This is a genomic window from Williamsia muralis, from assembly GCF_051487485.1.
GTDB lineage: Bacteria > Actinomycetota > Actinomycetes > Mycobacteriales > Mycobacteriaceae > Williamsia > Williamsia muralis_B.
The window spans coordinates 165,054-189,534 of the sequence record NZ_JAHVCV010000001.1 but is presented as its reverse complement, the minus strand read 5'-3'; the positions used below and the strand labels follow the sequence as shown (position 1 = coordinate 189,534).

The 24,481-nt window shown below is 63.9% G+C and carries 21 protein-coding genes and 2 pseudogenes; 11 read left to right on the top strand and 12 right to left on the bottom strand.

The window, feature by feature from the left end:
• Positions 1-122: 122 nt before the first annotated feature.
• Complete coding sequence (locus tag KXR83_RS00930; RefSeq protein WP_437423172.1) at positions 123-1,673, top strand: DUF222 domain-containing protein; 1,551 nt, start codon at positions 123-125, stop codon at positions 1,671-1,673.
• 69 nt (positions 1,674-1,742) lie between these two features.
• Here KXR83_RS00930 and KXR83_RS00925 read toward each other — a convergent pair whose 3' ends face one another.
• From KXR83_RS00925 to KXR83_RS00910, 4 genes are read right to left on the bottom strand one after another with little or no spacing between them, the layout of a single operon-like run.
• Complete coding sequence (locus tag KXR83_RS00925) at positions 1,743-2,798, bottom strand: acyl-CoA dehydrogenase family protein (protein WP_437423171.1); 1,056 nt, start codon at positions 2,796-2,798, stop codon at positions 1,743-1,745.
• Positions 2,799-2,808: 10 nt separating this feature from the next.
• On the bottom strand, positions 2,809-4,044 hold the full coding sequence (locus KXR83_RS00920) for an acyl-CoA dehydrogenase family protein (RefSeq protein ID WP_437423170.1): 1,236 nt from the start codon (positions 4,042-4,044) through the stop codon (positions 2,809-2,811).
• Complete coding sequence (locus tag KXR83_RS00915; RefSeq protein ID WP_437423169.1) at positions 4,041-4,823, bottom strand: enoyl-CoA hydratase-related protein; 783 nt, start codon at positions 4,821-4,823, stop codon at positions 4,041-4,043. The genes KXR83_RS00920 and KXR83_RS00915 overlap by 4 nt, the downstream gene beginning before the upstream one ends.
• Positions 4,824-4,830: 7 nt before the next feature.
• Positions 4,831-6,510: an AMP-binding protein gene (locus KXR83_RS00910; RefSeq protein ID WP_437423168.1), complete on the bottom strand. Its 1,680-nt coding sequence runs from the start codon at positions 6,508-6,510 to the stop codon at positions 4,831-4,833.
• A 145-nt stretch (positions 6,511-6,655) separates the two neighbouring features.
• Here KXR83_RS00910 and KXR83_RS00905 point away from each other — a divergent pair, with 145 nt between their 5' ends.
• Both KXR83_RS00905 and KXR83_RS00900 read left to right on the top strand, forming a co-directional pair.
• On the top strand, positions 6,656-7,399 hold the full coding sequence (locus tag KXR83_RS00905) for a FadR/GntR family transcriptional regulator (protein WP_437423167.1): 744 nt from the start codon (positions 6,656-6,658) through the stop codon (positions 7,397-7,399).
• A gap of 142 nt (positions 7,400-7,541) precedes the next feature.
• Positions 7,542-7,760, top strand: a complete 219-nt coding sequence (locus tag KXR83_RS00900; RefSeq protein ID WP_023958664.1) for a hypothetical protein — start codon at positions 7,542-7,544, stop codon at positions 7,758-7,760.
• An 85-nt stretch (positions 7,761-7,845) separates the two neighbouring features.
• Here KXR83_RS00900 and KXR83_RS00895 read toward each other — a convergent pair whose 3' ends face one another.
• From KXR83_RS00895 to KXR83_RS00885, 3 genes are all read right to left on the bottom strand, one after another.
• Positions 7,846-9,438, bottom strand: coding sequence for a serine hydrolase (locus tag KXR83_RS00895; protein ID WP_437423166.1), 1,593 nt, complete (start codon positions 9,436-9,438; stop codon positions 7,846-7,848).
• Between the two features lie 104 nt (positions 9,439-9,542).
• A complete protein-coding gene (locus KXR83_RS00890; RefSeq protein WP_062796329.1) occupies positions 9,543-10,637 on the bottom strand; it encodes an inositol-3-phosphate synthase in 1,095 nt (364 codons plus the stop codon).
• Positions 10,630-11,271 carry a PadR family transcriptional regulator gene (locus KXR83_RS00885; protein WP_038253268.1) on the bottom strand — a complete coding sequence of 214 codons (642 nt, stop codon included), beginning with the start codon at positions 11,269-11,271 and terminating at the stop codon, positions 10,630-10,632. The genes KXR83_RS00890 and KXR83_RS00885 overlap by 8 nt, the downstream gene beginning before the upstream one ends.
• A gap of 253 nt (positions 11,272-11,524) precedes the next feature.
• On the opposite strand from KXR83_RS00885, the pseudogene KXR83_RS00880 reads away from it, so the two are divergent.
• From KXR83_RS00880 to KXR83_RS00870, 3 genes and pseudogenes are all read left to right on the top strand, one after another.
• A pseudogene (locus KXR83_RS00880) lies at positions 11,525-11,914 on the top strand (DUF5318 family protein); the annotation flags it as partial.
• A gap of 284 nt (positions 11,915-12,198) precedes the next feature.
• Positions 12,199-14,244: a transglycosylase domain-containing protein gene (locus tag KXR83_RS00875; RefSeq protein WP_437423587.1), complete on the top strand. Its 2,046-nt coding sequence runs from the start codon at positions 12,199-12,201 to the stop codon at positions 14,242-14,244.
• Positions 14,245-14,256: 12 nt separating this feature from the next.
• The gene (locus KXR83_RS00870; RefSeq protein WP_437423165.1) at positions 14,257-15,933 is read left to right on the top strand and encodes a glycosyltransferase family 87 protein; all 1,677 of its coding nucleotides are present in this window, start codon (positions 14,257-14,259) and stop codon (positions 15,931-15,933) included.
• Between the two features lie 48 nt (positions 15,934-15,981).
• On the opposite strand, the gene KXR83_RS00865 is transcribed toward KXR83_RS00870, so the two are convergent.
• Entirely contained in the window at positions 15,982-16,557 is a 576-nt protein-coding gene (locus tag KXR83_RS00865) for a GNAT family N-acetyltransferase (RefSeq protein ID WP_437423164.1), read from the bottom strand.
• A complete protein-coding gene (locus tag KXR83_RS00860; protein ID WP_437423163.1) occupies positions 16,554-18,044 on the bottom strand; it encodes a hypothetical protein in 1,491 nt (496 codons plus the stop codon). The genes KXR83_RS00865 and KXR83_RS00860 overlap by 4 nt, the downstream gene beginning before the upstream one ends.
• A gap of 185 nt (positions 18,045-18,229) precedes the next feature.
• Here KXR83_RS00860 and rpsF point away from each other — a divergent pair.
• From rpsF to rplI, 4 genes and pseudogenes are all read left to right on the top strand, one after another.
• Positions 18,230-18,505: pseudogene (rpsF, locus tag KXR83_RS00855) on the top strand (30S ribosomal protein S6); the annotation flags it as partial.
• Positions 18,506-18,712: 207 nt separating this feature from the next.
• Positions 18,713-19,243, top strand: a complete 531-nt coding sequence (locus tag KXR83_RS00850) for a single-stranded DNA-binding protein (RefSeq protein WP_023958684.1) — start codon at positions 18,713-18,715, stop codon at positions 19,241-19,243.
• Between the two features lie 58 nt (positions 19,244-19,301).
• Positions 19,302-19,565: a 30S ribosomal protein S18 gene (gene rpsR / locus KXR83_RS00845; protein WP_023958686.1), complete on the top strand. Its 264-nt coding sequence runs from the start codon at positions 19,302-19,304 to the stop codon at positions 19,563-19,565.
• Positions 19,566-19,583: 18 nt separating this feature from the next.
• Positions 19,584-20,039 (top strand): 50S ribosomal protein L9, encoded by a 456-nt coding sequence (gene rplI / locus KXR83_RS00840; RefSeq protein WP_023958688.1) that lies wholly within the window; start codon positions 19,584-19,586, stop codon positions 20,037-20,039.
• 68 nt (positions 20,040-20,107) lie between these two features.
• Here the strand turns inward: rplI and KXR83_RS00835 are convergent, their stop codons facing one another.
• Entirely contained in the window at positions 20,108-20,725 is a 618-nt protein-coding gene (locus KXR83_RS00835) for a lipocalin family protein (protein WP_247206572.1), read from the bottom strand.
• Between the two features lie 11 nt (positions 20,726-20,736).
• Positions 20,737-22,869 (bottom strand): MMPL family transporter, encoded by a 2,133-nt coding sequence (locus KXR83_RS00830; protein ID WP_437423162.1) that lies wholly within the window; start codon positions 22,867-22,869, stop codon positions 20,737-20,739.
• Between the two features lie 77 nt (positions 22,870-22,946).
• On the opposite strand from KXR83_RS00830, the gene KXR83_RS00825 reads away from it, so the two are divergent.
• The gene (locus KXR83_RS00825; protein WP_437423161.1) at positions 22,947-23,459 is read left to right on the top strand and encodes a MarR family winged helix-turn-helix transcriptional regulator; all 513 of its coding nucleotides are present in this window, start codon (positions 22,947-22,949) and stop codon (positions 23,457-23,459) included.
• Between the two features lie 110 nt (positions 23,460-23,569).
• Here KXR83_RS00825 and KXR83_RS00820 read toward each other — a convergent pair whose 3' ends face one another.
• Positions 23,570-24,133, bottom strand: a complete 564-nt coding sequence (locus KXR83_RS00820; protein ID WP_437423160.1) for a hypothetical protein — start codon at positions 24,131-24,133, stop codon at positions 23,570-23,572.
• Positions 24,134-24,481: the final 348 nt, after the last annotated feature.

Sequence of the window (24,481 nt, the reverse complement as noted above, 5' to 3'; positions counted from 1 at the left end):
GGAGTAGCGGCGGCGGCGAATGCGGCTCACGTCAATCGAACATGCGTTCGACAATGCGGTATTTGAACGGTAGGCTCTGAGAAAGTAGTTCATCGGGGCTGGGGGGCTTCATGAGTGGTTCGGTGACGGTAGATCCGCCGTCGGTTCCGTTGTTGGTGGCCAAGTATCGGCAGTTGCTGGACGTAGTTGAGGAGATCGCGGCGGCGTCCTCAACGGATGTGGATGATGTGCACGTCTCTGATCTGGCGCGGATGAACGAGAAGATTGTTCGCGCACTGACGTTTCAGGGTTTGAAGCGATTGCAGGACGTGAATGACCGTGGGTTGTTTCGTAAGGCCGGTCATCCCACGTTGCACCGGTTCGTGATGAGTGAGTTGCGGGTTACCCGCGGTGACGCCTCATCACGAATGAAAGCGCTTGAAGCGGCTGGTCAGATGTTGTCGATGCAGGGCGAGAAGCTACCGCCCAAATGTCCCGCCGCCGCAGAAGCATTGGCTGCCGGTGCAATCGGCTTGGCGCATATGGACGTGATGCTCAAGGTGCGTGACCGGATCCCGCACAAGTCGGCGCCGGAGGTGTATGACGTGGTCGATGCGTGGCTGACTGACCACGCCCGCACCGTGAACCCCACTGAACTCGAGGTCTGTGGCCGAGAAGTCCTTGCCCGCGTCGATCCGGATGGCACTCTCACCGACGATACGGACCGTAAACGTAACCGCGGCCTCTCTGATGGTGATCAAGGGTTGGACATGATGGCCAAGATCACCGGCAATCTCGACCCACAGACGTTGGCGTTGTTTCGGACGGTGATGGACGTGTGGGCCGCACCGGGTATGAACAATCCGGATGACCCGAACTCGCCGACTGGTGCCGTGGACGACCCGAGTATGGATCCAGCGGTAGTGGAGGCCGCAGCGGGGCGCGATACCCGTTCACGCGCTCAACGTCAGCACGATGCTTTCAAGGCAATCCTGAAAACCATTCTCGAGTACAAACTGTTGGGTGCCTCCCATCGTGGGTTGCCGGTGCAGGTCATCATCACGATGACCAAACAGCAGCTTGATGAGGCTGCCGGTATTGCCCACACCGCCTCCGGTGTCGACTTGCCGGTGAAAGATGCCCTGGAGTTGGCGGCGCATTCGGATTGGTCGTTGGCAGTGTTCGCGAACCATTCCGCGGACGTCCTCTACCTCGCCCGGGCCAAACGCGTCGCGCAACAGGGTCAGCGGATGGCGTTGTTCGCCAAAGACCGAGGATGCACCAGTCCGGGCTGTCGTAACCCCATCTCGTGGACGGAAATCCATCACACCACTGCATGGGCCGACGGCGGCTTGACTGACATCGATGTGCTCGCGCCGGCGTGCATTCCGCATCACGCGATGATCGGGCCAGGCGAGGATCAATGGCAGACAGTCATGCTCACCGACGGGCCCGACGCCGGCCGTGTTGCCTGGATCCCGCCGAGATACATCGACCCCGAACAACAACCACGAGTCAACCGCGCCCACCACGTCGATGCCACCGTCGAAGCCACCTGGCAACGCGTGATCAACGAACGGCGGGTCGCACTCGATGAACGCGAGAAATCGACGGGATCACGACAACTCGACGCTCCACCGCCAGCGGTAAGCGATCACGCAGACCGCGAGGATTCGTCCGAGCACCTTGAGTAAGAGTTATCAACCGGCGAGTACGCAAGCTACCCGCGGGTGGCTCGTCCTCGTATAGGTGGGTCGTCTGACTCAGGACACCAGCGCGGCGGCAACTGTCTCGGCGTGCACGGCGGTGTTGCCGAACAACAATTCGCTCGTCTTGGCCCGGCGGAAGTACCTGTGCAACGGATGTTCCCAGGTGAATCCGATGCCGCCGTGGATCTGCACGGACTCCTCAGCTGCGAAAGTCGCTGCCCTGGAGGCGAGTACTCGGGCCGTCGCAGCAGCGACGAACAACTCGCCGTTGCTGCGGGAATCGGCGTCGGCCGCGTCGAGAACGGCTGCCTCGGCAAGTTCGATCGCCACCAGCATGTCGGTGAGTCGATGTTTGATCGACTGGAACGACCCGATGGCGCGTCCGAACTGTTGCCGGGTCTTGGCGTAATCGACAGACATCTCCAGGCAGGCGCGTGCAGCCCCCACCTGTTCGGCGGCGAGCGCGGTGATGGCGATGGCCTGCGCCTTGTCGAGACCCGCTACGAAGTCGTTGCCGCCGGCACGCTGTGCTGACGCCCCGGTGAACTCGATCCGCGCGAGTGGCCTGGTGAAATCGAGGGATTCACGTGCGGTGCGGATTACGCCGTTCGCATCACCGTCGATGATCGCCAACTCCAGACCAGAGGGTCCCTCGGCGACGACAACGAGCAGATCAGCATCGGCTCCGGCGACCACGGCCTCCTGAGCGCCGTCGAGAACGATTGTGTTGTCGGCACCCTCGGACGCCCTGATCGACGTGGACGCAAACGGGTATCCGGTCACGAGTGCGGCGGTCACGCTGCCATCCGCGATGGTCGGAAGATGTTGCGTCCTGGCTGCATCCGACCCTGCGTGCAGCAGCGTGAAACCTGCCAGGATGACCGAGGAGAAATACGGAGCGGCACCGAGCGACCGGCCCAGCTCGGCCATCACCACAGCGGTGTCCTTCAGGGTGAACCCAGCTCCGCCGTAGTTCTCCGGGAACGGAACCTCGGTCAGGCCCATCTCCAGCAGCGAGTCCCAGACGTTTTCGCCGGCCGCGGTACGGGCCAGCGACGACCGGAGACTTGATTCGAGATCGCGCTGTTCGAGAGTCAACTCGAGAGGCATTGCCGATCTCCTAACGTGGTTCGCGGGGCAGTCCGAGCCCGCGTTCGCCGATGATGTTCCGCTGGATCTCGTCGGAGCCGCCCGCAATGCGATAGCCGGGTGCGCCCAGGAGGTGTTCGGTCCAGACGAAGGTGTTCGATTCTCCGGTGTCCGCGAGGATCTTCGGGCCGAGGAACGATGCGGCGGCGTCACCGATCCGCTTGAGGTTCTGGGTCCAGACGAGTTTGCCGATCGAACCCTCCACTCCCGGAACGGCCCCCGATTGCTCACGTTCGGCGTAACGAGCCACCATCAGTGCCGAGGCGCGCTCGTAGATCGCAGCGTCTGCCAATTGCTGGCGTACCAGGGGGTCGTCGGTGATGCCCAGACTCTTGGCCAGACGCACCAGATCGGCGCTGTTGCCGCCGGCGCTGACGATACCCGCGCTCGAATTGCGTTCGAAGCCAAGCGTGGTGAGCGCGACCTTCCAGCCGTCACCTTCGGCACCGATGCGCAGCGAGTCAGGGATTTCGACGTCGGTGAGGAAGACCTCGTTGAAGGTTGATCCACCGGAGCTCTGTCGAATGGGTCGTACATCGACGCCGGGTGCATCCATCGGCACCATGAACGCCGTCATGCCACGGTGTTTGGCCACGGTGGTGTCGGTGCGGGCGATGAGCAGGCCCCACTCGGAGAATTGCGCTCCCGAGCTCCACACCTTCTGCCCATTGATCCGCCAACCATCGCCGGTGGCAACAGCTTTGGTGGACAACCCAGCCAGATCGGAACCGGCACCGGGCTCGGAGAAGAGTTGGCAGCACAGTTCGTCGGTGCGAAGAAATGGCCTGACGAACCGTTGTCGCTGCTCCTCGGTGCCGAGCGCATGAAGTGTGGGCGCCACCAATTCGACGGTGACGAGCACGGTCTCGTGACGGTCCGGCGTGGTGTACTGCCGCTCGAGGCCGACGTACACGCGTTCGTGGCTGGCAGTCAGTCCTGCGCCACCCCATTCCGAGCCCCAGGTGATGGCACCGAAGCCGGCATCGACCCTTTTCCGTTGCCAGTCCCGGGCAGCGTCGATCAGGGCGCGTTCCTCGTCGTGGGTGTGGTTGTGGAAAATTGCGTAGTTCGGGTCTGCGGCCACCGCCGGGCCCGTCTCCCGCCGGTCGAGGTGCTCGTCGAGCCACGCAACGCACTTGTCGGAGAACGCGTCGACGTCGATCACTTGTGCGTCGACCGATCCGCTCGATCCCGGAATCGGCGTCATGACTTCTTTCCTTTCGACATCTCCGCGATCCGCGCCTCGACTGCCTTCTTGGAGTCGGGATGCTCGGACAGCCGCACCGTGAAGGTCTGTTCGAGTTCGTAACCGCGTTTGAGATCGACGTCTTCGCACCCGTTCAAAGACTGCTTTGCCAGAGTCAGTGCGTATCGGCTCTTGGCGGCGATGACGCGCGCCCGCGACATCGCGACCTCGATGAGCTCGTCATGCGGTACCACGTCGATGGGCGCCCCCCAGCTGCGCAACGTCTCCGCATCGACGGGCTCCGCGGTGAAGAACATCCGTCGCATCGCCTGCTGCGGAAGCATTCTGGCGGTGAACCGGCCTCCACCGAGCACGCCGACACCCATCTCCGGAAGACCGAAGGTCGCCCGGTCGGAGGCGACCACGATGTCGCTGAGCGAGGCCAACGCAAGACCACTGCCGAGAGCGGGACCGTTGATGGCAGCGACGACGGGTAACGTGCAGTCGTACAGCCCGAACAGTGCCCGTCTCACGCTGCGCATCTCGACGTCGCCGCTGACCGCATCCATCACCCGGAAGTTGCCGAGATCATTACCCGCGCAGAAGATCCTGCCGCGGCCGGTGAGGACGATGACGCGGATGTCCTGGTTGTCGGACAACATGTCGAAGACTCGTGCGATCTCGTTGTACATCTGGGTGTCGATCGCATTCACCTTGCCGCGGGCCAGTTCGACGAGTGCGATACCCGGTTCCGGCTCGGTGACGACGAGGTGTTCGATCCCAGGCGTCTGAACGGTCATTCGGCCCCTATTTCTCGTGTGTTGCGGCGAACTTCATCGCCGTCATCTGGGGTGGAAGCGCATCCCGATCACGGGTCCAGTCGCGCAGCGCAAACTTCTGCACCTTGCCACTGGCCGTCTTCGGCAGCGAATCGACCACGAAGACGCTCTCCGGGATCTTCTGCACCGCGATCTCTCGTTCGAGAAGAAATCGGTGCACCTCGGGCAGTGTGAGATCGCACTTATCTCGGGTCACCACAAACGCGCACCCGCGCTCACCGGTCCGGGCGTCCGGCCCGGCGACAACGGCCACCTCGACAACAGCCGGATGCTCGCTGAGTTGGTTCTCGACGTCGTGTGCGCTGATTTTTTCGCCCGAGCGATTGATGACATCTTTGATACGTCCGACGATGTGGATGCCGCCGCTGCTGTCGAAACGACCCAGGTCACCGGTACGGAAGAAGCCGTCGTCGGTGAAGGCGGTCTCGTTCAGGCGCTCATCGAGGTATCCGAGAAAGGTGTCCGGCCCGCGCCAGAGTATTTCGCCCACCGCCCCTGTGGCAACGGGCGTGCCATCGTCGTCGGCGACGATCACCTCCGTGGGCGAGATCGGCCGTCCGTCGGTCTTGGTGCGCAGGTAGATGGGGTCCCACCGGTCGGATGCCGTGACAGACGGGCCCTCGGTGGCGCCGTACATCCTCGTGACCGTACCCAGCCGCGCGGTTGCGGTCGCGGTCAGTGAGTCGGGGATATCGGCTCCACCACAGGCGATGTAGCGGATGGAAGGGGTATCGAGTTCCGCCGCGGTGGCTGCGTCGAGCAGTCCCCGGAGGAAGGGCGTCGAGAAGATCATGAAGCTGGCGTGCGCGGACCGGATGAGATCCAAGGCGGCTTCGGCGTCCCAGACATCCTGCAGCACAACGGCTGCGCCCAGTAGGCACGGAAGCGTCAGCGCGCAGTTCACCCCGGTCACATGGGTGACCGGTGATGGGTTGAAGATGACGTCGCGCTCGTTCAATCCGAACCAGGCGATCATCGACCGGTTCTCGTAGACAAGCGTGTTGTGGCTGTGCAGAACGCCTTTGGGGTCGGCGGTGGTACCAGAGGTGTACAGCAACAGGCAGATACTGTCGGGGTCGGCCGGTGGCAGATTACGTACAGCCGAAATGGCCTGCGGTGTTGCAGATTCCGTCAATTCGTCGAACGTGGCGCCGACCGTTGCGTTGACGGGGCTGCCTTCGATGGAGACGACGAGCTGCAGATCCGGAAGGTCGGTCACCAGATCCCGGTACATTGCCCCGAAATCGAACCCACGGTGCGTTCCCGGGATGAGCACCACCTTTGCGCGAGCCTGTCCGAGGATGAAGCGGAGTTCCCGGGCTCGGTAGATGGGCACGATCGGGTTGGCGATCGCGCCGAGCTTCATGATGGCCTGGAACGCGATGACTGCCTCGGCGCAATTGGGCAGCTGGAACGCCACGACGTCGCCGGATCGCACACCGCGACCCCGCAGTGCTGCCGCGAGCCGTGCCGACGCGTCGTCGAGTTCACCGAAGGTGATGCGACGCGCACCGTCGATCACCGCAACAGCGTCTGGATATCGAGCGGAGGCTCGGTCGAGGAAGTGGGCAACGGGCTGATCGCGCCAGTGCCCGGCATTCCTATGGGCCTGCGTCAGAGCAGCATTCGGTGGCCGTGTGGGATACATGCCCACCTCCTCGCCCCAGTGAGTACTTTTCTGACACGGACTACAGTATCTAATCCCGCTAACTATGTACAGACTTGGCGCACATCACACTGTCCGTAGGTATGGTTAGCACTGCGAGACGAACTTGGAGGCGGGGGAGAAACACATGACCATCGAGGAAAACGTTCCGCGGGCGCGCGCGCCGAAGATCTCCGCGCGAGTGGCCAACGTGATCGCGGATCAGATCCTCGGAGGCGGGATCGTCGTCGGACAGCGGCTGCCCACCGAGAAAGAAATGGTCGCCGAGCACGGGGTGGCGCGTACGACCGTCCGCGAGGCGCTGCGTCTTCTCGAAAGCCGCGACCTCGTGACGATCAAGTCCGGCATCGGTGGCGGCCCGGTGGCAAAGCGGCCCGAGCTCGAGTCGCTCGGAAACACGATGAAGCTGTTCCTGCAGATCAACGGCGCCAACATCAGCGACGTCATCGACGTGCGGCTGATGATGGAGCCCATCGTCGCCCGTCAAGCCGCGGCGAACGTCACCGACGATCAGCTCGAGACCATGCAACTGGCGCTCGACCGCATGCGCGAGGACCCCGGTGACTACGCCAACTTCCAGGAGAACAACGCCGTCTTCCAGCGAGGGGTGTACGAAGCCGCCGGGAATCCAGCGCTGCGCATCGTGATGGAAACACTGTGGCTGCTGGTGCGCGACGCCGAACCCAGCGAGCACCCGATGGCGACCCGGCTTGCTGCGGTCGAGATGCAGCAGGACGTTCTCGACGCCATGCGCGAGCGCGACCAGGACGCGTCCGCCACCGCGATGAGCGCGTTCGTGGAAGAGACGGCCAAGTACTACCGGCGCCGATTGAACGAGATCATCTCGCGGCCGGTGCACTGGCAGATGTAGAGCCGCTCTTCCCTCGACCGTGGGCTGTTTCCGGCGCCGGAAGATCGCGGGAACTTTTGTGCATCGCGACGTCTCCTATCTCTGACTGCTTCACCGAGACAGAGAACACCACGACCCACAGCACCGAGTCACAGGAGACATCATGGCCACCGAGTACTACGACACCAACGCAGACGGCATCATCGACACCGCTCTCACCGACACCGACGGTGACGGCATCGCCAATTACGAGGAGTACGACACCGACGGTGACGGATTCGCCGACGAGATGCACGAGGACGCGAACAACGACGGCTACATCGACACCGTGCACGTCGACACCGACGGCGACGGCTATTACGACACCACGGTGGTCGGCTGATCCACAGACATCCCCGATGCAACCGACGAAGACCCACCGAGTATTCGGTGGGTCTTTCGTCGTTTCGCCCTGACAGCCGCGCGGTTCAGGACTTCGTGAACGTTCCCAGACCGTTGTCGTCGAAGTACTCGAGTACCACCGTGCTGCCGTTGAACGTTGCCTGCGACACCGTGCCCGGGTTCGGCATCTCGCCGGTGGGGATGAACGTCCAGGTGTCTCCGCTCCACGGCGTCAACGTGTACTGCACCCGATCCGGTCCGATGGTCAGTTGCAGGTTGCCGTCGGGCATCGGTGCCACGGTCGCCTCGCCCCAATACGGGTTGGCGTATGTGCCGGCGTACCGCGGCAGCGGTCCGGGCGGGGCCGCGTCGGCGGGTCGTTGCTTGCCCGCGAGTTCACCCTCGGCCGGCTCGGCGGTGAGTTGTGCATAACCCGCGACCCAATCCCGGGTGATCTTCCCGTATTGGACGAGGTCGACGAACTCGGCGGTCAACGCCTCGACTGCACCGATCGGTCCGGCGTTGCTCAGGGCCACGATGCCCACGTTCAGGGACGGGATCACCACGTAGTTGGTCGCCGCCCCCATGTTGAACGCACCGGAGTGGCTGTTGATCACGCGTCCGGACGATGTGGTGCTGACGTTCACCCCGTATCCGGACGTGCCCGATCGGAACGACGTGTCCTGGCCGGGGCCGTGTGCGAACTCGCTGGTGAATGCCGCGACCAGCGGCTCCTTCTCGACCAAAGGCTGCCCGTTGTGTTCCCCACCGGCGAGAACCAGGTTCATCCACTTTGCGAGATCGTTGGCCGTCGACGAGACGCCGCCGGCGGGGGTCTGGGCGTCGGGGTCACGCTGGAACTTGGGCTGGTACTTGTCGCCGACCAGCGTGTGGGGGATGGCGCGATCGGTGTGCGCCATGTAGTCGGCGAAGCGGGAACTGGTGTTGGTCATACCCAACGGCCCGTAGAGCGAGTTCTGGCTCAGGGTCGCCCAGTCGGTTCCGGCTGCGACGGAGACGGATTCGGCGGCCGCGGTGATGCCGAAGTTGGTGTACGCGTCGTGGACCCGAAAGTTGGCCGCCTCGATCGGCTCTTGTGCCAGCTTGCTCAGGATCTCCTGCTGCCCGTAGCCGAGGTCTTCGAGGACGTCTCCCGCGTGAAGCGGCAGCCCCGACCGGTGGGTGTACATGTCGGCGATGGTCACGTGGTCACTGATCCAGGGATCGCTCATCGTGAACGACGGCAGGTTCTGACGGACGGGGGTTTCCCATTCCACAACGCCCTTGCCGACCTGCTCGGCGATGACGGTCGCCCCGACCGATTTGGACAGCGAGGCGATCTGAAAAACGGTGTCGGCGTCCACTTTGCTGTCCTTGCCGACCTCTTTGACCCCGAAACCTTCGGCGAAGGCCACCTCCCCGCCCCGGACAACTGCCACCGCGAGGCCGGGGATCTTCGTCTTCGACATGATGCCCTCGGCGAGCTCGGGCACCCGGTCGATGGCGTCATCGATCTGCTGCTCGCTCACCGCCACAGCCGAATTGGCAGGCGGTGGACCCGAGAAGTCGCCTTCCGGACTCGACGATTCGCTGTCGTCCCCGCAGGCGGAGATCATGAGGACTGTCGAGAGTGCCGTGACGGCGAGCTGCAACCGGCGAGAGGTGGCCCATCTGGTCATAGTCGACATCTTTGGCCATGAAGGCCCGTTGTGCACCGGGAATGCCAAGAGCCGCACACCTTCTACAAGGTGTGCGGCTCTCGGGTGGAGCTTGTCAGATCAGATCAGGCGTCGGCACCGATGATGAAGGCTTCGAGCTGCTTGCGCGCGACGTCGTCGGCGAGCTGCTCGGGCGGGCTCTTCATGAGGTAGGCCGAGGCCGGGAGGATGGGTCCTCCGATGCCGCGGTCCTTGGCGATCTTCGCTGCACGGACGGCGTCGATGATGATGCCGGCCGAGTTGGGGGAGTCCCAGACCTCGAGCTTGTACTCGAGGCTCAGCGGCACGTCGCCGAAGGCGCGGCCTTCGAGGCGGACGTAGGCCCACTTGCGGTCATCCAGCCACGCAACGTGGTCGGACGGTCCGATGTGAACGTTCTTGTCATCGATCTTGCCCGCCAGCGAACCGGTGAGGTTCGAGGTGACGGCCTGGGTCTTCGAGACCTTCTTGGACTCGAGACGCTCACGCTCGAGCATGTTCTTGAAGTCCATGTTGCCGCCGACATTCAGCTGGTACGTGCGGTCCAGCGTGACACCGCGGTCCTCGAACAGCTTCGCCATCACGCGGTGGGTGATGGTGGCACCGACCTGGCTCTTGATGTCGTCGCCCACGATCGGCACACCGGCATCTTCGAACTTCTTGGCCCACACGGGGTCGCTGGCGATGAAGACCGGGAGGGCGTTGACAAACGCGACGTTCGCGTCGATGGCGCACTGTGCGTAGAACTTGTCGGCCTGCTCGGAACCGACGGGCAGGTACGACACGAGCACGTCGACCTTGGCGTCCTTCAGGGTCTGGACGACATCGCCGCCCTCGCCGTCGGCCTCGGTGATGGTCTCGCGGTAGTACTTGCCGAGCCCGTCGAGGGTGTGGCCCCGCTGCACGGTGACGCCGGTGGGCGGCACGTCGGCGATCTTGATGGTGTTGTTCTCACTGGAGAAGATGGCATCCGAGAGGTCGAAGCCGACCTTCTTGGCGTCCACGTCGAATGCGGCGACGAACTCGACGTCGCGGACGTGGTACTTGCCGAACTTCACGTGCATGAGGCCCGGAACGGAAGCGTTCTCGTCGGCATCTTTGTAGTACTGCACGCCCTGGACCAGGGATGAGGCGCAGTTACCCACGCCAACAATTGCCACGCGTACTGTGTTGTCACCCATGGTCGGGTTCCCCTTCTTTGTGTGGTGTAACCGAAGTTGTTTCGGGTTCTGTCGTAACCGCCTCGGTCGGCAACGGTCCGGGATTCCTCGACGTCTTGGTCGACTCCCCGGCCCATTCCGAACTCTCGGCGGCGATGAGTTCGTTGAGCCAGCGAACTTCACGCTCACTGGATTCGAGACTCAGCTGATGGAGTTGCTTGGTGTAGCGATCCACTGTGCGGTTCGAACGTCCGACGGCCTCTCGGAGACCTTCGCGCCGCTCTTCCACCTGCCGGCGACGACCCTCGAGGATGCGCATGCGCGCCTCCGCGGGAGTCCGGCTGAAGAATGCGAGATGCACCCCGAAGCCGTCGTCGGTGTAGTTCTGCGGTCCGGTGTCGGCGACCAGTTCGGCGAACCGTTCGCGTCCCTTCGGGGTGAGCGCATAAACGCGGCGAGCGCGTCGTTTGAGCGTTCCCGGAGGGCCCGAATCCTCAGCGATCAAACCGTCGGCCTGCATGCGGCGCAGTGACGGGTACAGCGATCCATACGAAAACGCGCGGAACGCCCCGAGCAGTCCGGTGAGCCGTTTACGCAGCTCATAGCCATGCATCGGGGATTCGAGGAGCAAACCGAGTACCGCGAGTTCGAGCATCTCCGATCGCACCTCCGTTCAACGTGTTGCAGAAACCTGTACCGCAGATGCTACACACATATGTATCGCGCCGATATAACCGGGATGGAAACTGCGTCTGAACTGGGCTTATCCGCAACATGCACGCGTCGAGAACGGTCGGTGCCGCAAAAATTGGGCCGTCAGCAGCGACGATCGGAGCCCTTTTGCGGTCCTGGCAGCGCCGAACCGCCAAATCTTCCGAGTCGGCGGCACGTACTCTTGATTCGTGCGATTGCAGCGACAGGTGGTGGACTACGCGTTACAGCGCAAGTCCCGGCTGGCCGAGGTCTACTCCGGACGTACCGGGGTTGCCGAGGTGTGCGATGCCAGCCCCTACCTGCTGCGTGCAGCGAAGTTTCACGGCCGTCCCAGTTCGGTGCGATGCCCGATCTGCCGGAAAGAACAGGTCACCATCGTGTCCTGGGTTTTCGGCGACAAGCTCGGGCAGGTGTCGGGGTCGGCGCGAACCACCGAGGAGATCCTCCGCCTGGCCGTGAGCCAGGAGGAGTTCTCGGTGCATGTGGTCGAGGTGTGCCGGACCTGCAGCTGGAACCACCTGGTCCAGTCGTACGTGTCCGGCTTGCCTCCGCGTCCACGGGTACGGCGAACCCGGCGGGTAGCGGGGGGTCGAATGGCGAACAGTTCAGCCGATGCAGCCACTGACGTGGGTGCCGGCGGTGGCCCAGAGGGAATGGGCTCAAAAGGGATCGGCACTGAAGGTATGGAGAAGTACTTGTGAGCAATGGCCCTGACGGACCCAACCGGTCCGGTTGGACCTCGGAGCATGGCGGCAGCGGCCGCGCTCCCTCCAGCAGCAACCCGGTCGAGAAGAAGCGACGGTGGCAGAAGGCAGTCGCCTGGATCGTCGGTCTCGGCGGCGCGTTGCTCCCCGCTTTCGCGCTGGTGATGGCAGCGGTGTTCCTGGTGACCTACGCCGGCGCCGAGGTGCCCGCACCCGGCGACATCAAGCAGAGTCAGATCGCCACGGTGGTCGACACCCGCGGCGGCGAACTCGCGCGAATCGTGCCGCCGGAGGGCAACCGCACCGATGTGCCGATCACCGAGATCCCGCAGGTGCTGCAGCAGGCCGTGATCGCAGCCGAGGACCGCGAGTTCGCGAGCAACTCGGGCTTCTCGATCCGCGGTTACTCTCGCGCGGCGTGGGGCAAGGTGACCGGTCGCGAGGACGCGGGTGGTGGCTCGACCATCACCCAGCAGTACGTGAAGAACGTACTGACCGGCGACGAAGCCAGCTACCAGCGCAAGTTCCGTGAACTTGCGATCTCCACGAAGATGTCCAGCGAGTGGACCAAGGAAGAGATCCTCGCGGCGTACCTCAACACCATCTACTTCGGTCGCGGCGCCTACGGTGTCTCGGCAGCGGCCAAGGCGTACTTCAACAAGAACCTCGCCGACATCACGCTGTCGGAGGCGGCTGTGCTCGCGTCGTCGATCCGCTCTCCCTCCTATTACGACCCTGCAACCAACCTCCAGGCTGCCGAAGGGCGCTGGGAGTACGTGCTCGACGGCATGGTCACGATCGGCGCGATCAACAGGGAAGAGGCCGACGCGCAGGAGTACCCGAAGGTCGTCGATACCCAGGCCGTTGCCGGCGACCCGGCGAGCGACGGACCCAACGGGCTGATCAAGCAGCAGGTACTGGCCGAGCTCGGCACACTCAACATCTCCGAGGAGGAGATCCGGACCGGCGGTCTTCGCATCACCACCACCATCGATCCCCAGGTTCAGCGGGCGAACTTCACCGCGGCGAACGACCTCCGAGAGGGTGAGCCGCCCGAGCTGCGGACGTCTGTGGTGTCGATCGATCCACGGACCGGTGCGGTCCGGGGCTACTTCGGTGGCAACGACGGCAACGGATTCGACTACGCGCAGGCCAATCTGCAGACGGGCTCGTCGTTCAAGGTGTTCGCTCTGGTGGCAGCACTCGAGCAGGGCATCCCGCTGTCGAAGACCTACAGCTCGGCGCCATTTGAGGGACCCGGCGGCCTCACCGTCACCAACTCGGACGGCGAATCCTGCGGGTCGTGCAACCTGGCGACGGCCATGAAGATGTCGCTGAACACCGTCTACTACCGCCTGATGATGGACCTCAACGGTGGACCCACCGCGGTCGCGGATGCGGCTCACCGCGCGGGCATCCCCGAGGTGGCGGCCGACGGCGCCAAGACACTGCAGAACCCCGACGGCGGAGTCGAGGGTGGTGTTGTGCTCGGGCAGTACGCATCTCGCGTCATCGACATGGCGTCGTCGTACGCGACCCTCGCGGCGTCGGGCATGTACCACGCCCCGCACTTCGTCCAGAAGGTCGAGAACTCGCAGGGCCAAGTGCTCTACGAGCGCACCGACAATGCGGGTGAACGTCGGCTGCCGGCCGAGGTGGCCGACAACACCACGGCTGCGCTGGAACCGATCGCCTCGTACTCGAACGGCAACGCTCTCGACGGGGGTGAGCGGCCCTCTGCCGCCAAGACAGGCACCACCCAGCTCGGCGACACCGGGCTGAACAAGGACGCCTGGATGGTGGGGTACACGCCGCAGCTGTCGACGGCAGTGTGGGTTGGTACCGACAAGGGCACCGCGCTCAAGAACTACACCGGCGCAACGATCTACGGGTCAGGCCTGCCGGCGCAGATCTGGCGAACAGCGATGAACCGGGCTCTCGACGGCCAGCCGATCGAGGAGTTCCCGGAGCCGGGCGAGATCGGCGGAGTCGCAGGCGTTCCCTATGAGCCGCCGCCGCAGACCTACACCCCCACGCGCACGGTGCCGACCACCACGACGCCGCCGACCACCACCACTCGGCCGGGCGTGACGATCGGCCCCGGCGTGGTGATCCCACTTCCGGGTGGCGGTCCCGACCCTGACACCGAGACGGAGACAGAGCCGGTACTCCCACCCGAAGAGGGTGGACCGTCCACAGGTACCCGCTGAGCGAGCGGGGTGATGACCGACGGGGGAGCGACCGAACCGACGTCGCACGACGTGCGCGACGATGACGGTTCGGCAGCGACGGAACACTTGAACGTCTTCGAGTCGCCTGCGTTGCCGGCGGCCGATCGTCGGGAGGCGACGACACGCGTCTTGCCGAGCCGTACCGATCCGATCGCTTCTCCGGGCAGCATGGTGATCGGTGGCCCGGTCGGTCTGCACGCGGTGGTCGGGCGCAGTCCCGGCTGGACGCCGATCCGGGTGATGCTCCTGATCGCGCTCGTGTTCATGGCGTTGGGCTGGTACGCGAAAGCCGGCTGCCTGCAACAGGCTCCGGACAAGACGACCGGCGAACAGACACTCGATTGGTCGGACCACCGCCAGTACACCGCGATGTGTTACGCCGACACCATCCCGCTCTACAGCGCCGAACGACTCAACGAAGGCGCACTCCCGTACAAGACGTTCTGGTACGAGGACAACGGCGCCGGAGGACAGAAGCAGCGGTTCATGGAGTACCCGGTACTGACCGGGATGTTCATGTACGGCGCAGCTCAGGCCACCGAGGCCTGGCAATGGGCACACGACAATTGGGGCTTACCCAGCGCGCTGGACGTGGTGGTCTTCTTCAACCTCGTGGCGCTGGGACTGGCATTGTGCTGGCTGGTGACCATCTGGGCCACCGCGCTCACCGCAGGGCGCAGGGTGTGGGCCGTGACGCTCGCAGCTGTCTCTCCTCTGGTCGTGGTCCACATCTTCACCAACTTCGATGCCATCGCCACTGCGGCGCTCGCCCTGGCGATGTTGGCGTGGGCCCGACGAAATCCGTGGATGACGGGGGTGTTCCTCGGAATCGGCATCGCGGCCAAGCTCTACCCCGGGTTGCTGTTGGTCCCGTTGCTGGTGCTCTGTCTCCGTGCGGGTAAGGTCCGCGACTTCGCCGTCACCGCTCTGATGACCGCCGCGACCTGGTTGATCATCAACCTGCCGATCATGGTCCTGCACTTTCGCGGCTGGACCGAGTTCTTCCGCCACAACTCTTCTCGGGGTACCGATCCCGACACGATCTACAACGTGGTGTCGGCTGTCACCGACTACCAGTGGGGCAACCAACCGGGGCAGCCGCCGTCTCTGCTGAACGCGGTGAGCATGGCGTTGTTCGTGGTGGTCTGTATCGGCATCGCGTTCATCGGCTTCCACGCACCGCTTCGGCCGCGGTTGGCCCAGTTGGCCTTTCTGACCGTCGCCGGGTTCCTGTTGGTCAACAAGGTGTGGAGTCCGCAATACTCGCTGTGGCTGGTGCCTCTCGCGGTTCTGGCCCTGCCGCACACGCGAATCCTGTTGACGTGGATGCTGATCGACGCACTCGTCTGGGTGCCGCGAATGATGTGGTACCTGTTCCAGGAAACGGACGACGGCTTGCCCGAGCAGTGGTTCCTGTCCGCTGTTGTGGTCCGGGACTTCGCGGTGCTGGCACTGTGCGCGTTGGTGATCTGGCAGATCTATCACCCGACCGACGATCTGGTTCGGCGTGGCACCGGATGGCAGAGCCTGGCCGTGGACGACCCCGGCGGTGGGGTGCTCGACAGGGCTCCGGACCGGCTGCCGTGGCCGAGGCGGATCAAGGTGAGAACCCGTCCGGCGCCAGATGATCCGACCACCGACTCGATGGCGGTCTCCTCGCGCACGTGACCTGTCGCACCTGAACGGGTAGTGACGAGGCGGTCCCTCAGGCCGGTCTCATCGTTCCAGTCTCTTGGAGAGGGCTTCTCGCACGGCGGGCCAGTCGTCGTCCGTCATCGCGTATTGCGCTGTGGTGCGCCATGTTCCATCGGGAAGTGGACGGTGCTTGCGCAGCAGACCCTCGAACGTGGCACCGAGTTTGGCGATGCCGGCCCGTGATTGCGCGTTGCGTTCATCGGTATGCCACACCACTCTGACGGCTGACAGGTCCTCGAAGGCGCGGCGCAGCAGCAGCAGCTTGGCCTCCGGGTTCACCGCGGTGCCGTGTACGGCTGCCGAGTACCAGGTGTGGCCGATGGCCAGCGCGCGGTAGTCGGGAGTGATGTCGTAGTAGCTCGTGGAGCCGACCACGCGACCACTGTCTTGTTCGACCACCGCGAAGGCGACACGGTCCGGGGTGTCGAGGGCGGTCTGGATGTAACGCTCGGCGGAGGCAACGTCGCCGGGCACCGTTGTCCATCGGAATGCCTCAGGTCGGTCCACCGCGGCAGCGAGGGCGGGCGCATCGTCGGGTACCAACTCGCGCAACAGGATTCGGGCGCCGGAGAGCGTGGGGGCGGTGTACCAGGTCATGCGGGTACGGTAGCGGCCGTCGAGGCCGGGGGCGAGACCTTTTTCGGTGGGACTCGCAGGGGCCGGCCGACGAAGTGGTAGATCAGGATCGCCAGGCAGAACACGTGGGACCACACTCCGAACTGGACGCCGGCATCAACCCACCACACCGTCGGCTCGCCGCGGGTGAGGTACCCGAACATCCGGAAGATGGTGAGGTCGAGGGCGAGGTCGCCGACCAAATACAGGGCGACCAGACGCCAATCGACCTTGAGCAGCACGAAGAACGGGAGTATCCACAGCGTGTACTGCGGCGAATGTACCTTGTGGAACAGCATGAACCCGGCCAGCATCGCGGCGCTCACCCCGATCCACGGAAAGACGTTGCCGCGCTGCCAATGTCTGAGCCCCAGCCACACGGCCACACCCAGCGCGACGATGATCAGCAGTGGTGAGGCCACCCCGACGACCGAGTTGTACAGGCTCGGATGGTCGTCGGGACCCGAGCCGGTGAGATGCCGCACGCCCCAATACCAGATGGAGTTGGTGTCGATCGCGGCCTTGCGTTTGCCTTGGAACGACAGGGACGCCTGCCAGCCCTTGAACCCGGCGATCATGAACGGCAGTTGCACGGCGATCACGGTGATGACCGCGACCGCGACGACGCCGGCGGCACCGGTCCAATCCAGGGACCGGCGGGTCAGCCGGGTGCGCAGCGACGCAGACCCACTCGCCTCGGAGTCGGGCGCCATCGCGCGGGTCAGCACAAAGATGGCCAACGGCAGCACGAACAAGCCGGGGTAGATCTTGAGACAGAAGCCGATCGAGAGGATGAAGGACGCCCAGAGCGCGCTGGTCCGCAACGACAACCACGGCTTGCCGGTCCGCGGATTGATCCGTGCGCCGAGGATCATCACCGCGATGGCGCCCACCGACGTCGCGACCACTGGCAGTTCCCAATTGTGGAACGCGTAGAGGATCAGCGGGGGAGTGGCCGCCCAGAGCATCACGTACCAGCGGGCCAGCAGGGCGAGCAGGATGACGATCAGGATCCCGAAGGGTACGAGCAGGATCGCGGACTGGGTCAGGAACTCGGTGTCGGTGTGGGCGCCGCTGGCGCCGAAGTACATGAGCAGTCCCGACAGCACCGGATACTCGACCACGCCTCCGAAGAGCACCCCGTTGTCGGTGATGCCGCCGTGGATGTACGGGAACACGTGATTGTTGATGTCACGTCCGATCCACAGGAACTGCAGGTCGGAATAGCAGGGCATGATGATCTCGCTCGAACCGACCGGCCAGAGCGCACTGCGGCCGGACTCGTCGAACGGAGGGCCGCCGCAGGTGGCCTTGCCCAGGTAACCGAGCCACATGAACAGCGAGCTGACCAACAGTGCGAGCGTCAGGATGAGCAGCAGTTCGCCGCGCCCGGCGCTGATCCGGGCTCGCCAGCCCGGTCGCGATGTCGTCGTCAATTCCCAGGTAGGTGCAGGGGACGGCGAAGGCATGGCCTACAGGGTAGGGGGTGCGGATGGGCCGAGGCGCGCCCGGTCCGTGAGCCCGTGGTCGGTGCCGGTCAGGATTTCGCTGGTCAAGCAGTGTTGAGGTAGTCTGGGCCGGTTGCCGACGCAGGCGACCCTCCTGCCACGGATCGTCCGTGGCCGACCTAGTCCATAGGAGGTGATGAGGTCTTATGCGTCACTACGAATTGATGGTCATTCTTGACCCCAACCTGGATGAGCGAACTGTAGCTCCATCGTTGGATACTTTCCTCAATGTGATTCGCCAGGATGGCGGAAATGTTGCGGGCGTCGATGTCTGGGGCAAGCGCCGTCTTGCCTACGAAATCCTCAAGCACACTGAGGGGATCTATGCAGTCGTCGATCTCAATGCCGAGCCCAAGACGGTCACCGAGCTCGATCGCCAGCTGAAGCTGAACGAGTCCGTGCTGCGCACCAAGGTGATGCGCGTGGACGAGCGTGCCAAGGTGCGCCGCGCCAAGGTTGCTGCGAAGCACGCTGCCAAGGCTGCGGCCAAGCCGGCCAAGTAGCTCGTGATGTTCGAGTGGTCCGATCGGGCTCGCTCGAACGTCCAATGCGTGTCGGTGCCGAGCTCTAGGCTCGGTGCACATCGACCCACACCACTGCGCAACCGCAACTGAACTCGGGAGATACACATGGCAGGCGATACCGTCATCACCGTTGTCGGAAACCTGACGGCAGATCCGGAACTCCGGTTCACGCCGTCCGGTGCAGCCGTCGCGAACTTCACCGTGGCGTCCACGCCACGCACGTTCGATCGGCAGTCCAACGAATGGAAAGACGGCGAAGCGCTGTTCATGCGGTGCAACATCTGGCGCGATGCCGCCGAGAATGTTGCCGAATCTCTCACCAAGGGTTCACGAGTGATCGTGTCCGGCCGGCTCAAGCAGCGGTCGTACGAAACCCGCGAGGGTGAGAAGCGCACCGTGGTGGAGCTCGAGGTCGACGAGATCGGTCCCTCGCTCCGCTACGCCACCGCAAAGGTCAATCGGGCCTCGCGCGGCGGCGGTGGCGGAGGCGGCGGCAACTTCGGTTCCGGCGGAAGCGGCGGTGGAAACCGCGGCGCTGCTGCGAACTCGGGTGCGGCCGCACAGAACGACGATCCGTGGGGCAGCGCGCCTGCCAGCGGCTCGTTCGGTGGCGGGGACGACGAACCACCGTTCTGACGAACATCTGAGTCTGCACAGGTAGCTGTGCACCTCAACACTTTTGGAGTGACAACACATGGCTGGAAAAGCTAAAGGCGGACGGAAGGTCCGTGGCGCAGAAAAGATCGTCAAGGCCAAGGCCTGCACTTTCTGCAAAGAGAAGAACCTGCTGATCGATTACAAGGACACCGCGCTTCTGCGTCGTTTCTTGTCTGACCGTGGCAAGATCCGCTCGCGTCGGGTCACCGGTAACTGCGTCCAGCATCAGCGGGACGTGGCCATCGCGGTGAAGAACTCGCGCGAAGTTGCCTTGCTGCCCTTCACCTCCACCTCTCGATAAGCGGAAAGGACCAAGAACATGAAACTGATCCTCACCGCAGAGGTAGAGAAGTTGGGTGTCCCCGGCGACACCGTCGAGGTCAAAGACGGCTACGGCCGTAACTTCCTGCTGCCTCGTGGGCTGGCCATCGTCGCCACCCGCGGAGCAGAGAAGCAGGTCGAAGGCATCCGTCGTGCACAGGACGCTCGCGCAGTGCGCGGTCTCGAGCACGCCAACGAGCTCAAGCAGGCCATCGAAGGGCTCGCCGAGGTCACGTTGGGTGTCAAGACCCACGACTCGGGCAAGCTGTTCGGTTCGGTCTCGGCCGCTGACGTGGTCAGTGCCATCAAGAGTGCCGGCGGACCTGCTGTCGACAAGCGCAACATCGAACTGCCCAAGGGCCACATCAAGGCCACCGGTACCTACCCGGTCTTGGTGAACCTGCACAGCGACGTTGTTGCACAGTTCAACCTCACCGTGACTGCCGGCAAGTAGTCACCAGGTTCTACACACAACAAACCCCCGACCACATGTGGCCGGGGGTTTGTTGTATCTGCGATCGATCAGACGGTGCAGAGCGGACGGATCTCGTTCGAACCGCCGGTGGTCGGAGAGGTGAGGAGCAGGCAGGCGTTGTAGCCGCGGTCTTCGGCGACCTTGCGGATCTGCTTCCACTGGTCGGTGCTCACGGCCGGCTCACGCGACAACACGAATGCTGATGTGCGCTCGGGGCTTCCGACAAATGCCCAGGAGTAGTCATCGGCGATGTAGGTGACCACATAGTTGGTGGGCCCATCCTTGGACTCCTGCGTCGGAACGCCCGGGAAGCTGACGTGAAGCTGGGCGCCGGTCACCTTGTCGTTGACCCGAGCGTTGCCGACGATCCGGTTCTCCTGGTTGGTCCAGGTGGTGCAGGTGTTCTCCACCCGGATGTTCGTCGGGTCGATCAATTGGTAGTTCGCCATCGTGTCGCGCGCACAGATGAGGTTGAACGGCTGCGGGATGGCGGCGATCTGATTCCAGTCACCGAGATAACGCTGGGTGTCCAGCTTGGCCACCGGCTTCAGTGGCTGGGGTAGCGAGCTGGTGTCCGCCGAAGCGGGAGCCGCACAGGCAAGAGCGAAAGCGATTGCAAGACCGCCGATCACGATGCGACTGAGTCGGCGAGGTGAAAACGCCATGGTGTCATCTCCTACTTCTGTTGTTGTAATTCCGGTTGTGGACGCGCTTTTTGGTCCACGGTGCCTGGCCACCAGATGCGGGGCCCGATCACGCTGAAGAGCGCGGGAATCACCACGGTCCGAACCAGGAACGTGTCGAGAAGGATTCCGAGTCCGACGATGATGCCCAGCTGGGTCAGTGTGATGAGCGGGAGGATGCCGAGCACGCAGAAGACTGCGGCCAATACGATTCCCGCACTGGTGATCACGGCACCGGTAGAGGCCACTGCGCGCACGATGGCGTCTCGCGTGCCGTGGCCAGGTGTCTCTTCCCTCGCGCGGATCACCAAGAACATCGTGTAGTCGATTCCCAGGGCAACCAGGAAGAGGAAGGAGTAGAGCGGGACGTTGTTGTCCAGGGCCGGGAAACCGAAGATGTGTTCGCTGATGAGGCTGCCGATTCCGATGGCGGCGACGGTGCTCAGCACTGTTGTCGCGACCAGCACCACCGGTGCCACCAGAGCGCGCAGGAACACGATCAGGATGACGAACACCGCGGCGAGGATCAGCGGGATGATCAGGAGTCGATCACGTTCGGACGCGTTTGCGACGTCGAGGGCTTCGGCATCGGATCCGCCGACGAGTGCCTGCGCATCGGGAACGTCACCCGTGACGTCGCGTATTTGATCGATGATGTCGAAAGCCCGCTCGGACGCCGGGTCGGCGTCGATGACCACGGACCACTTGGTGAGGCCGTCGTCGGACCGGCCCGTCTCGGTCGCCGAGATCACTCCGTCGGTGCTGTCCAGGACGGACTGGATCTCTTCGGCCGCAGCGGTGTTCGCGATGACGATCGTGGGGTCGGACTGCCCGGCGGGGAAGTGTTCGGCGAGGGTGTCGAAACCTTCGACGGAGTCGGCGCTCACGCGGAACTGCTCGGTCTGTGAGAGGCCGATGTTTGCGCCGAGCAGGCCCAACGAGCATGCGATCAATGCCGTGAGGGCGACGGCGAGAACGCGAACCGGGTGCCGGGAGACGGCGTTTGCGATCTTGAACCAGTTACCGCCCTCGGTCGGCACCGGATCGCCCACCTTGGGGATGAACGGCCAGAAGAGGCGAGTTCCGAACAGCGCCAACAGGGGTGGCAACACCAGCAGGGCGAAGATCACTGCGACAACAAGTCCCGCAGCCGCCAGTGCGCCGAGACTGCGGGTACTTGGTAGTGCGGCGAGCAGGAGTGTGAGCAGTGCCAGTACCACTGTCGCGTTCGAAGCGAGGATGGCCGGGCCAGCATGACGGACCGCGTGCTGCAACGCAATCCGGTGGTCCTGCTCTTTGCGCAGCTCTTCCCGATATCGCGAGATCAGCAGCAGGGCGTAGTTGGTGCCCGCGCCGAACACCAGCACGCTGGTGATGCCCGAGGTGGATCCGTCAAACGAGAGGCCGGTCAGCTCGGCCAGCCCGGTGCCGACCGAACTCGCCAGCCGATCGGCAAACCCGATGACCAGCAAGGGAACCAGCCACAGAACCGGCGAGCGATACGTGACGATCAGTAGAAGGGCAACAACGAGTGCCGTCACTGCCAACAGTGTGACGTTGGCACCGGAAAACGAGTTTGCGGTGTCGGCGCCGAACGCCGGGCCACCGGTCACGTAGGTGGTCAAGCCGCTCGGTAGGCCGTCGTCGGCGGCGTCTCGCAACTCGTCGACGAGGTCGGTGAGCTTGAAGCCGTTGAGCTCGGCGCTGACAGGCACAACGGAAATGGCTGCGATTCCATCTGGAGAGACAACAACGCCCGGACCGGCCGATGCATCGGTGGGCACCGAGCGGTCGACGGCGAGCATGCGCTGTTGTGCTTGCTCGACGGCGGCCTTGTCGTCGCCGGACAGCGGAGCGCCGTCGCTGCGAACCGTGACGAGTACGGCTGCCGATACGTCCGAATCGGGGAAGCTGTCGAGCAATTCGTTGACCTGTGCCGAATCAGCCGATGGTGGAAGCGAATCCGGCGCTTGATCTCCCGAGTCGTTCTCGCCGATGAGTCCCATGGCGGCGCCGGAGATCAGGATGACCGCCAGAGCGATCCACCACGATCTACGGCCGCTCACTGCGGCAGCAAAGCGATCCCACCAGGTGGGTGAATGAGTCGACGTCTTTGGGGTCGCCATGTCCCAACAATCTCACATTTTAAAATATTGAGCAACTAAACTATCTCCAGGCCTTATAGTCCTGGCAGGAGGTACCCATGCCCGACAATCAACCGGCGCAGGACAACCGCGCAGCGCTCGAGTCCCAGATCTCATCGGATGTCCGGGCGCTCAACGCCGAGTCCGACCAGATCTCGCGTGTGTTCGCGACCCTGAATGACCTCAGTGCAAACGACTTTCGAGCCCTGCTGCACGTGATGGTCGCTGACGCGGCGGGCGCGCCGTTGACGTCGGGTGGTCTCGGTAAGCGTTTGCAGGTGTCGGGCGGGGCTGTGACGCATCTCGTGGAACGCATGATCGGTTCGGGGCACATCCGGCGGGAGGCCGACGAACGCGACCGCCGAAAGGTGATCCTGCGCTACGACGAGCACGGGATGGCCGTGGCGAGGGCGTTCTTCGCGCCGCTGGGCAAGCACACCCATGACGCGATGGTGGATCTTCCCGACGAAGATCTTGCTGCCGCCCATCGGGTGTTCACGGCGTTGATCTCCGCAATGCACACGTACGAAGACGAACTCGGCAATCCCGGTGGGGCGACGCCCGGGCGGTGACTCGTGGGCTCGGTGTGTGTTCCCCAGACCCTCCGACTCCGGCGACTTCCTCCGGTTGCAGTCGGAGGATGTGACCACTGTCGGAGGGTTTGTCGCCCAAGGCGATTGGGTCAGCGCTGATCGGGAGGAAGGAACTCGGGGGACCGGTTCGCGTCGTGGTACTGGTCGCCCGCGGGCGTCACGAACTTGTACCAGGACTGGGTCAACGTGAACGCTCTCGGACCGGCCACACACGTCACGCCGACGGGGCTCACCGCGCAGCTCGATCCGTCGACGGTGATCGACTCACCGATCTGAAGCAGGGGTGGTTGGAACCAGCCCCGCGGACGCACCGTGTACGAAGTGTTCGGAGGGACCCAGTAGGGGCCCGTCTGGCCCGCAGAGATGGCCGCACCGACGATTCCCGGAGGCGCGGTGGACGGGTGGCCGGTGCACGCCGTGTAGGCGTAGCCGGGGCCCAGGGCGCAGACCCGGCCGCTGGAAGTGACGAAGAACGTCTTGCCGTTGTCGGCGAAGTCGGGGGATCGGTAGCCGTAGGGGTCCACGGGCACGTAGCCGGCGAGATCGGGGACCTGCGTGTACGTGGGACCCGGTACCGCCGAGGCCGGGGAACCTGCCGACAGCAGTCCGACAGTGGCCGCAACAGCGGCAATCACCCCGATGATCTTCCTCATGAACGCCTCCCCAGATCATTCGTTCGTGCCCGATCATTGCACCACTGTTGGCCCGCTCGTGTGACCGGTTCGGTGAGCACAGATCTATGCACGTCACGGTCACTTTAGGGCAAGTGATGGAAGTTCGTGCGTTTGTAGTACAACTCGATTTGTCAAACCGAACACGCCCGAAACCGCACTTGCAGAGACACGCCGTGTGAATGGGTATCCACAGTAAGAAAAAGTGAGTGACCATGGCTGAGCTGCGATGATGCTTCTATTCACCTCACTTATCCACAGGTAGCCAACAGGGCGCTAACAACTATCCGCACACCGTCCACAGTTGGTGCACAGGATGGTCCACAGCTC

Excerpts from the sequence above, each read along its gene's own strand:
- KXR83_RS00860 (WP_437423163.1), bottom strand. The coding sequence starts at position 18,044 with ATGCCTTCGCCGTCCCCTGCACCTACCTGGGAATTGACGACGACATCG.
- KXR83_RS00825 (WP_437423161.1), top strand. The coding sequence starts at position 22,947 with ATGCCCGACAATCAACCGGCGCAGGACAACCGCGCAGCGCTCGAGTCC.
- KXR83_RS00865 (WP_437423164.1), bottom strand. The coding sequence starts at position 16,557 with ATGACCTGGTACACCGCCCCCACGCTCTCCGGCGCCCGAATCCTGTTG.
- KXR83_RS00850 (WP_023958684.1), top strand. The coding sequence starts at position 18,713 with ATGGCAGGCGATACCGTCATCACCGTTGTCGGAAACCTGACGGCAGAT.
- KXR83_RS00925 (WP_437423171.1), bottom strand. The coding sequence starts at position 2,798 with ATGCCTCTCGAGTTGACTCTCGAACAGCGCGATCTCGAATCAAGTCTC.
- KXR83_RS00885 (WP_038253268.1), bottom strand. The coding sequence starts at position 11,271 with ATGCTCGAACTCGCGGTACTCGGTTTGCTCCTCGAATCCCCGATGCAT.
- KXR83_RS00890 (WP_062796329.1), bottom strand. The coding sequence starts at position 10,637 with ATGGGTGACAACACAGTACGCGTGGCAATTGTTGGCGTGGGTAACTGC.
- KXR83_RS00905 (WP_437423167.1), top strand. The coding sequence starts at position 6,656 with ATGACCATCGAGGAAAACGTTCCGCGGGCGCGCGCGCCGAAGATCTCC.
- rplI (WP_023958688.1), top strand. The coding sequence starts at position 19,584 with ATGAAACTGATCCTCACCGCAGAGGTAGAGAAGTTGGGTGTCCCCGGC.
- KXR83_RS00835 (WP_247206572.1), bottom strand. The coding sequence starts at position 20,725 with ATGGCGTTTTCACCTCGCCGACTCAGTCGCATCGTGATCGGCGGTCTT.
- KXR83_RS00920 (WP_437423170.1), bottom strand. The coding sequence starts at position 4,044 with ATGACGCCGATTCCGGGATCGAGCGGATCGGTCGACGCACAAGTGATC.
- KXR83_RS00900 (WP_023958664.1), top strand. The coding sequence starts at position 7,542 with ATGGCCACCGAGTACTACGACACCAACGCAGACGGCATCATCGACACC.
- KXR83_RS00875 (WP_437423587.1), top strand. The coding sequence starts at position 12,199 with ATGGCAGCGGTGTTCCTGGTGACCTACGCCGGCGCCGAGGTGCCCGCA.
- rpsR (WP_023958686.1), top strand. The coding sequence starts at position 19,302 with ATGGCTGGAAAAGCTAAAGGCGGACGGAAGGTCCGTGGCGCAGAAAAG.
- KXR83_RS00870 (WP_437423165.1), top strand. The coding sequence starts at position 14,257 with ATGACCGACGGGGGAGCGACCGAACCGACGTCGCACGACGTGCGCGAC.
- KXR83_RS00820 (WP_437423160.1), bottom strand. The coding sequence starts at position 24,133 with ATGAGGAAGATCATCGGGGTGATTGCCGCTGTTGCGGCCACTGTCGGA.
- KXR83_RS00910 (WP_437423168.1), bottom strand. The coding sequence starts at position 6,510 with ATGTATCCCACACGGCCACCGAATGCTGCTCTGACGCAGGCCCATAGG.
- KXR83_RS00830 (WP_437423162.1), bottom strand. The coding sequence starts at position 22,869 with ATGGCGACCCCAAAGACGTCGACTCATTCACCCACCTGGTGGGATCGC.
- KXR83_RS00895 (WP_437423166.1), bottom strand. The coding sequence starts at position 9,438 with ATGACCAGATGGGCCACCTCTCGCCGGTTGCAGCTCGCCGTCACGGCA.
- KXR83_RS00915 (WP_437423169.1), bottom strand. The coding sequence starts at position 4,823 with ATGACCGTTCAGACGCCTGGGATCGAACACCTCGTCGTCACCGAGCCG.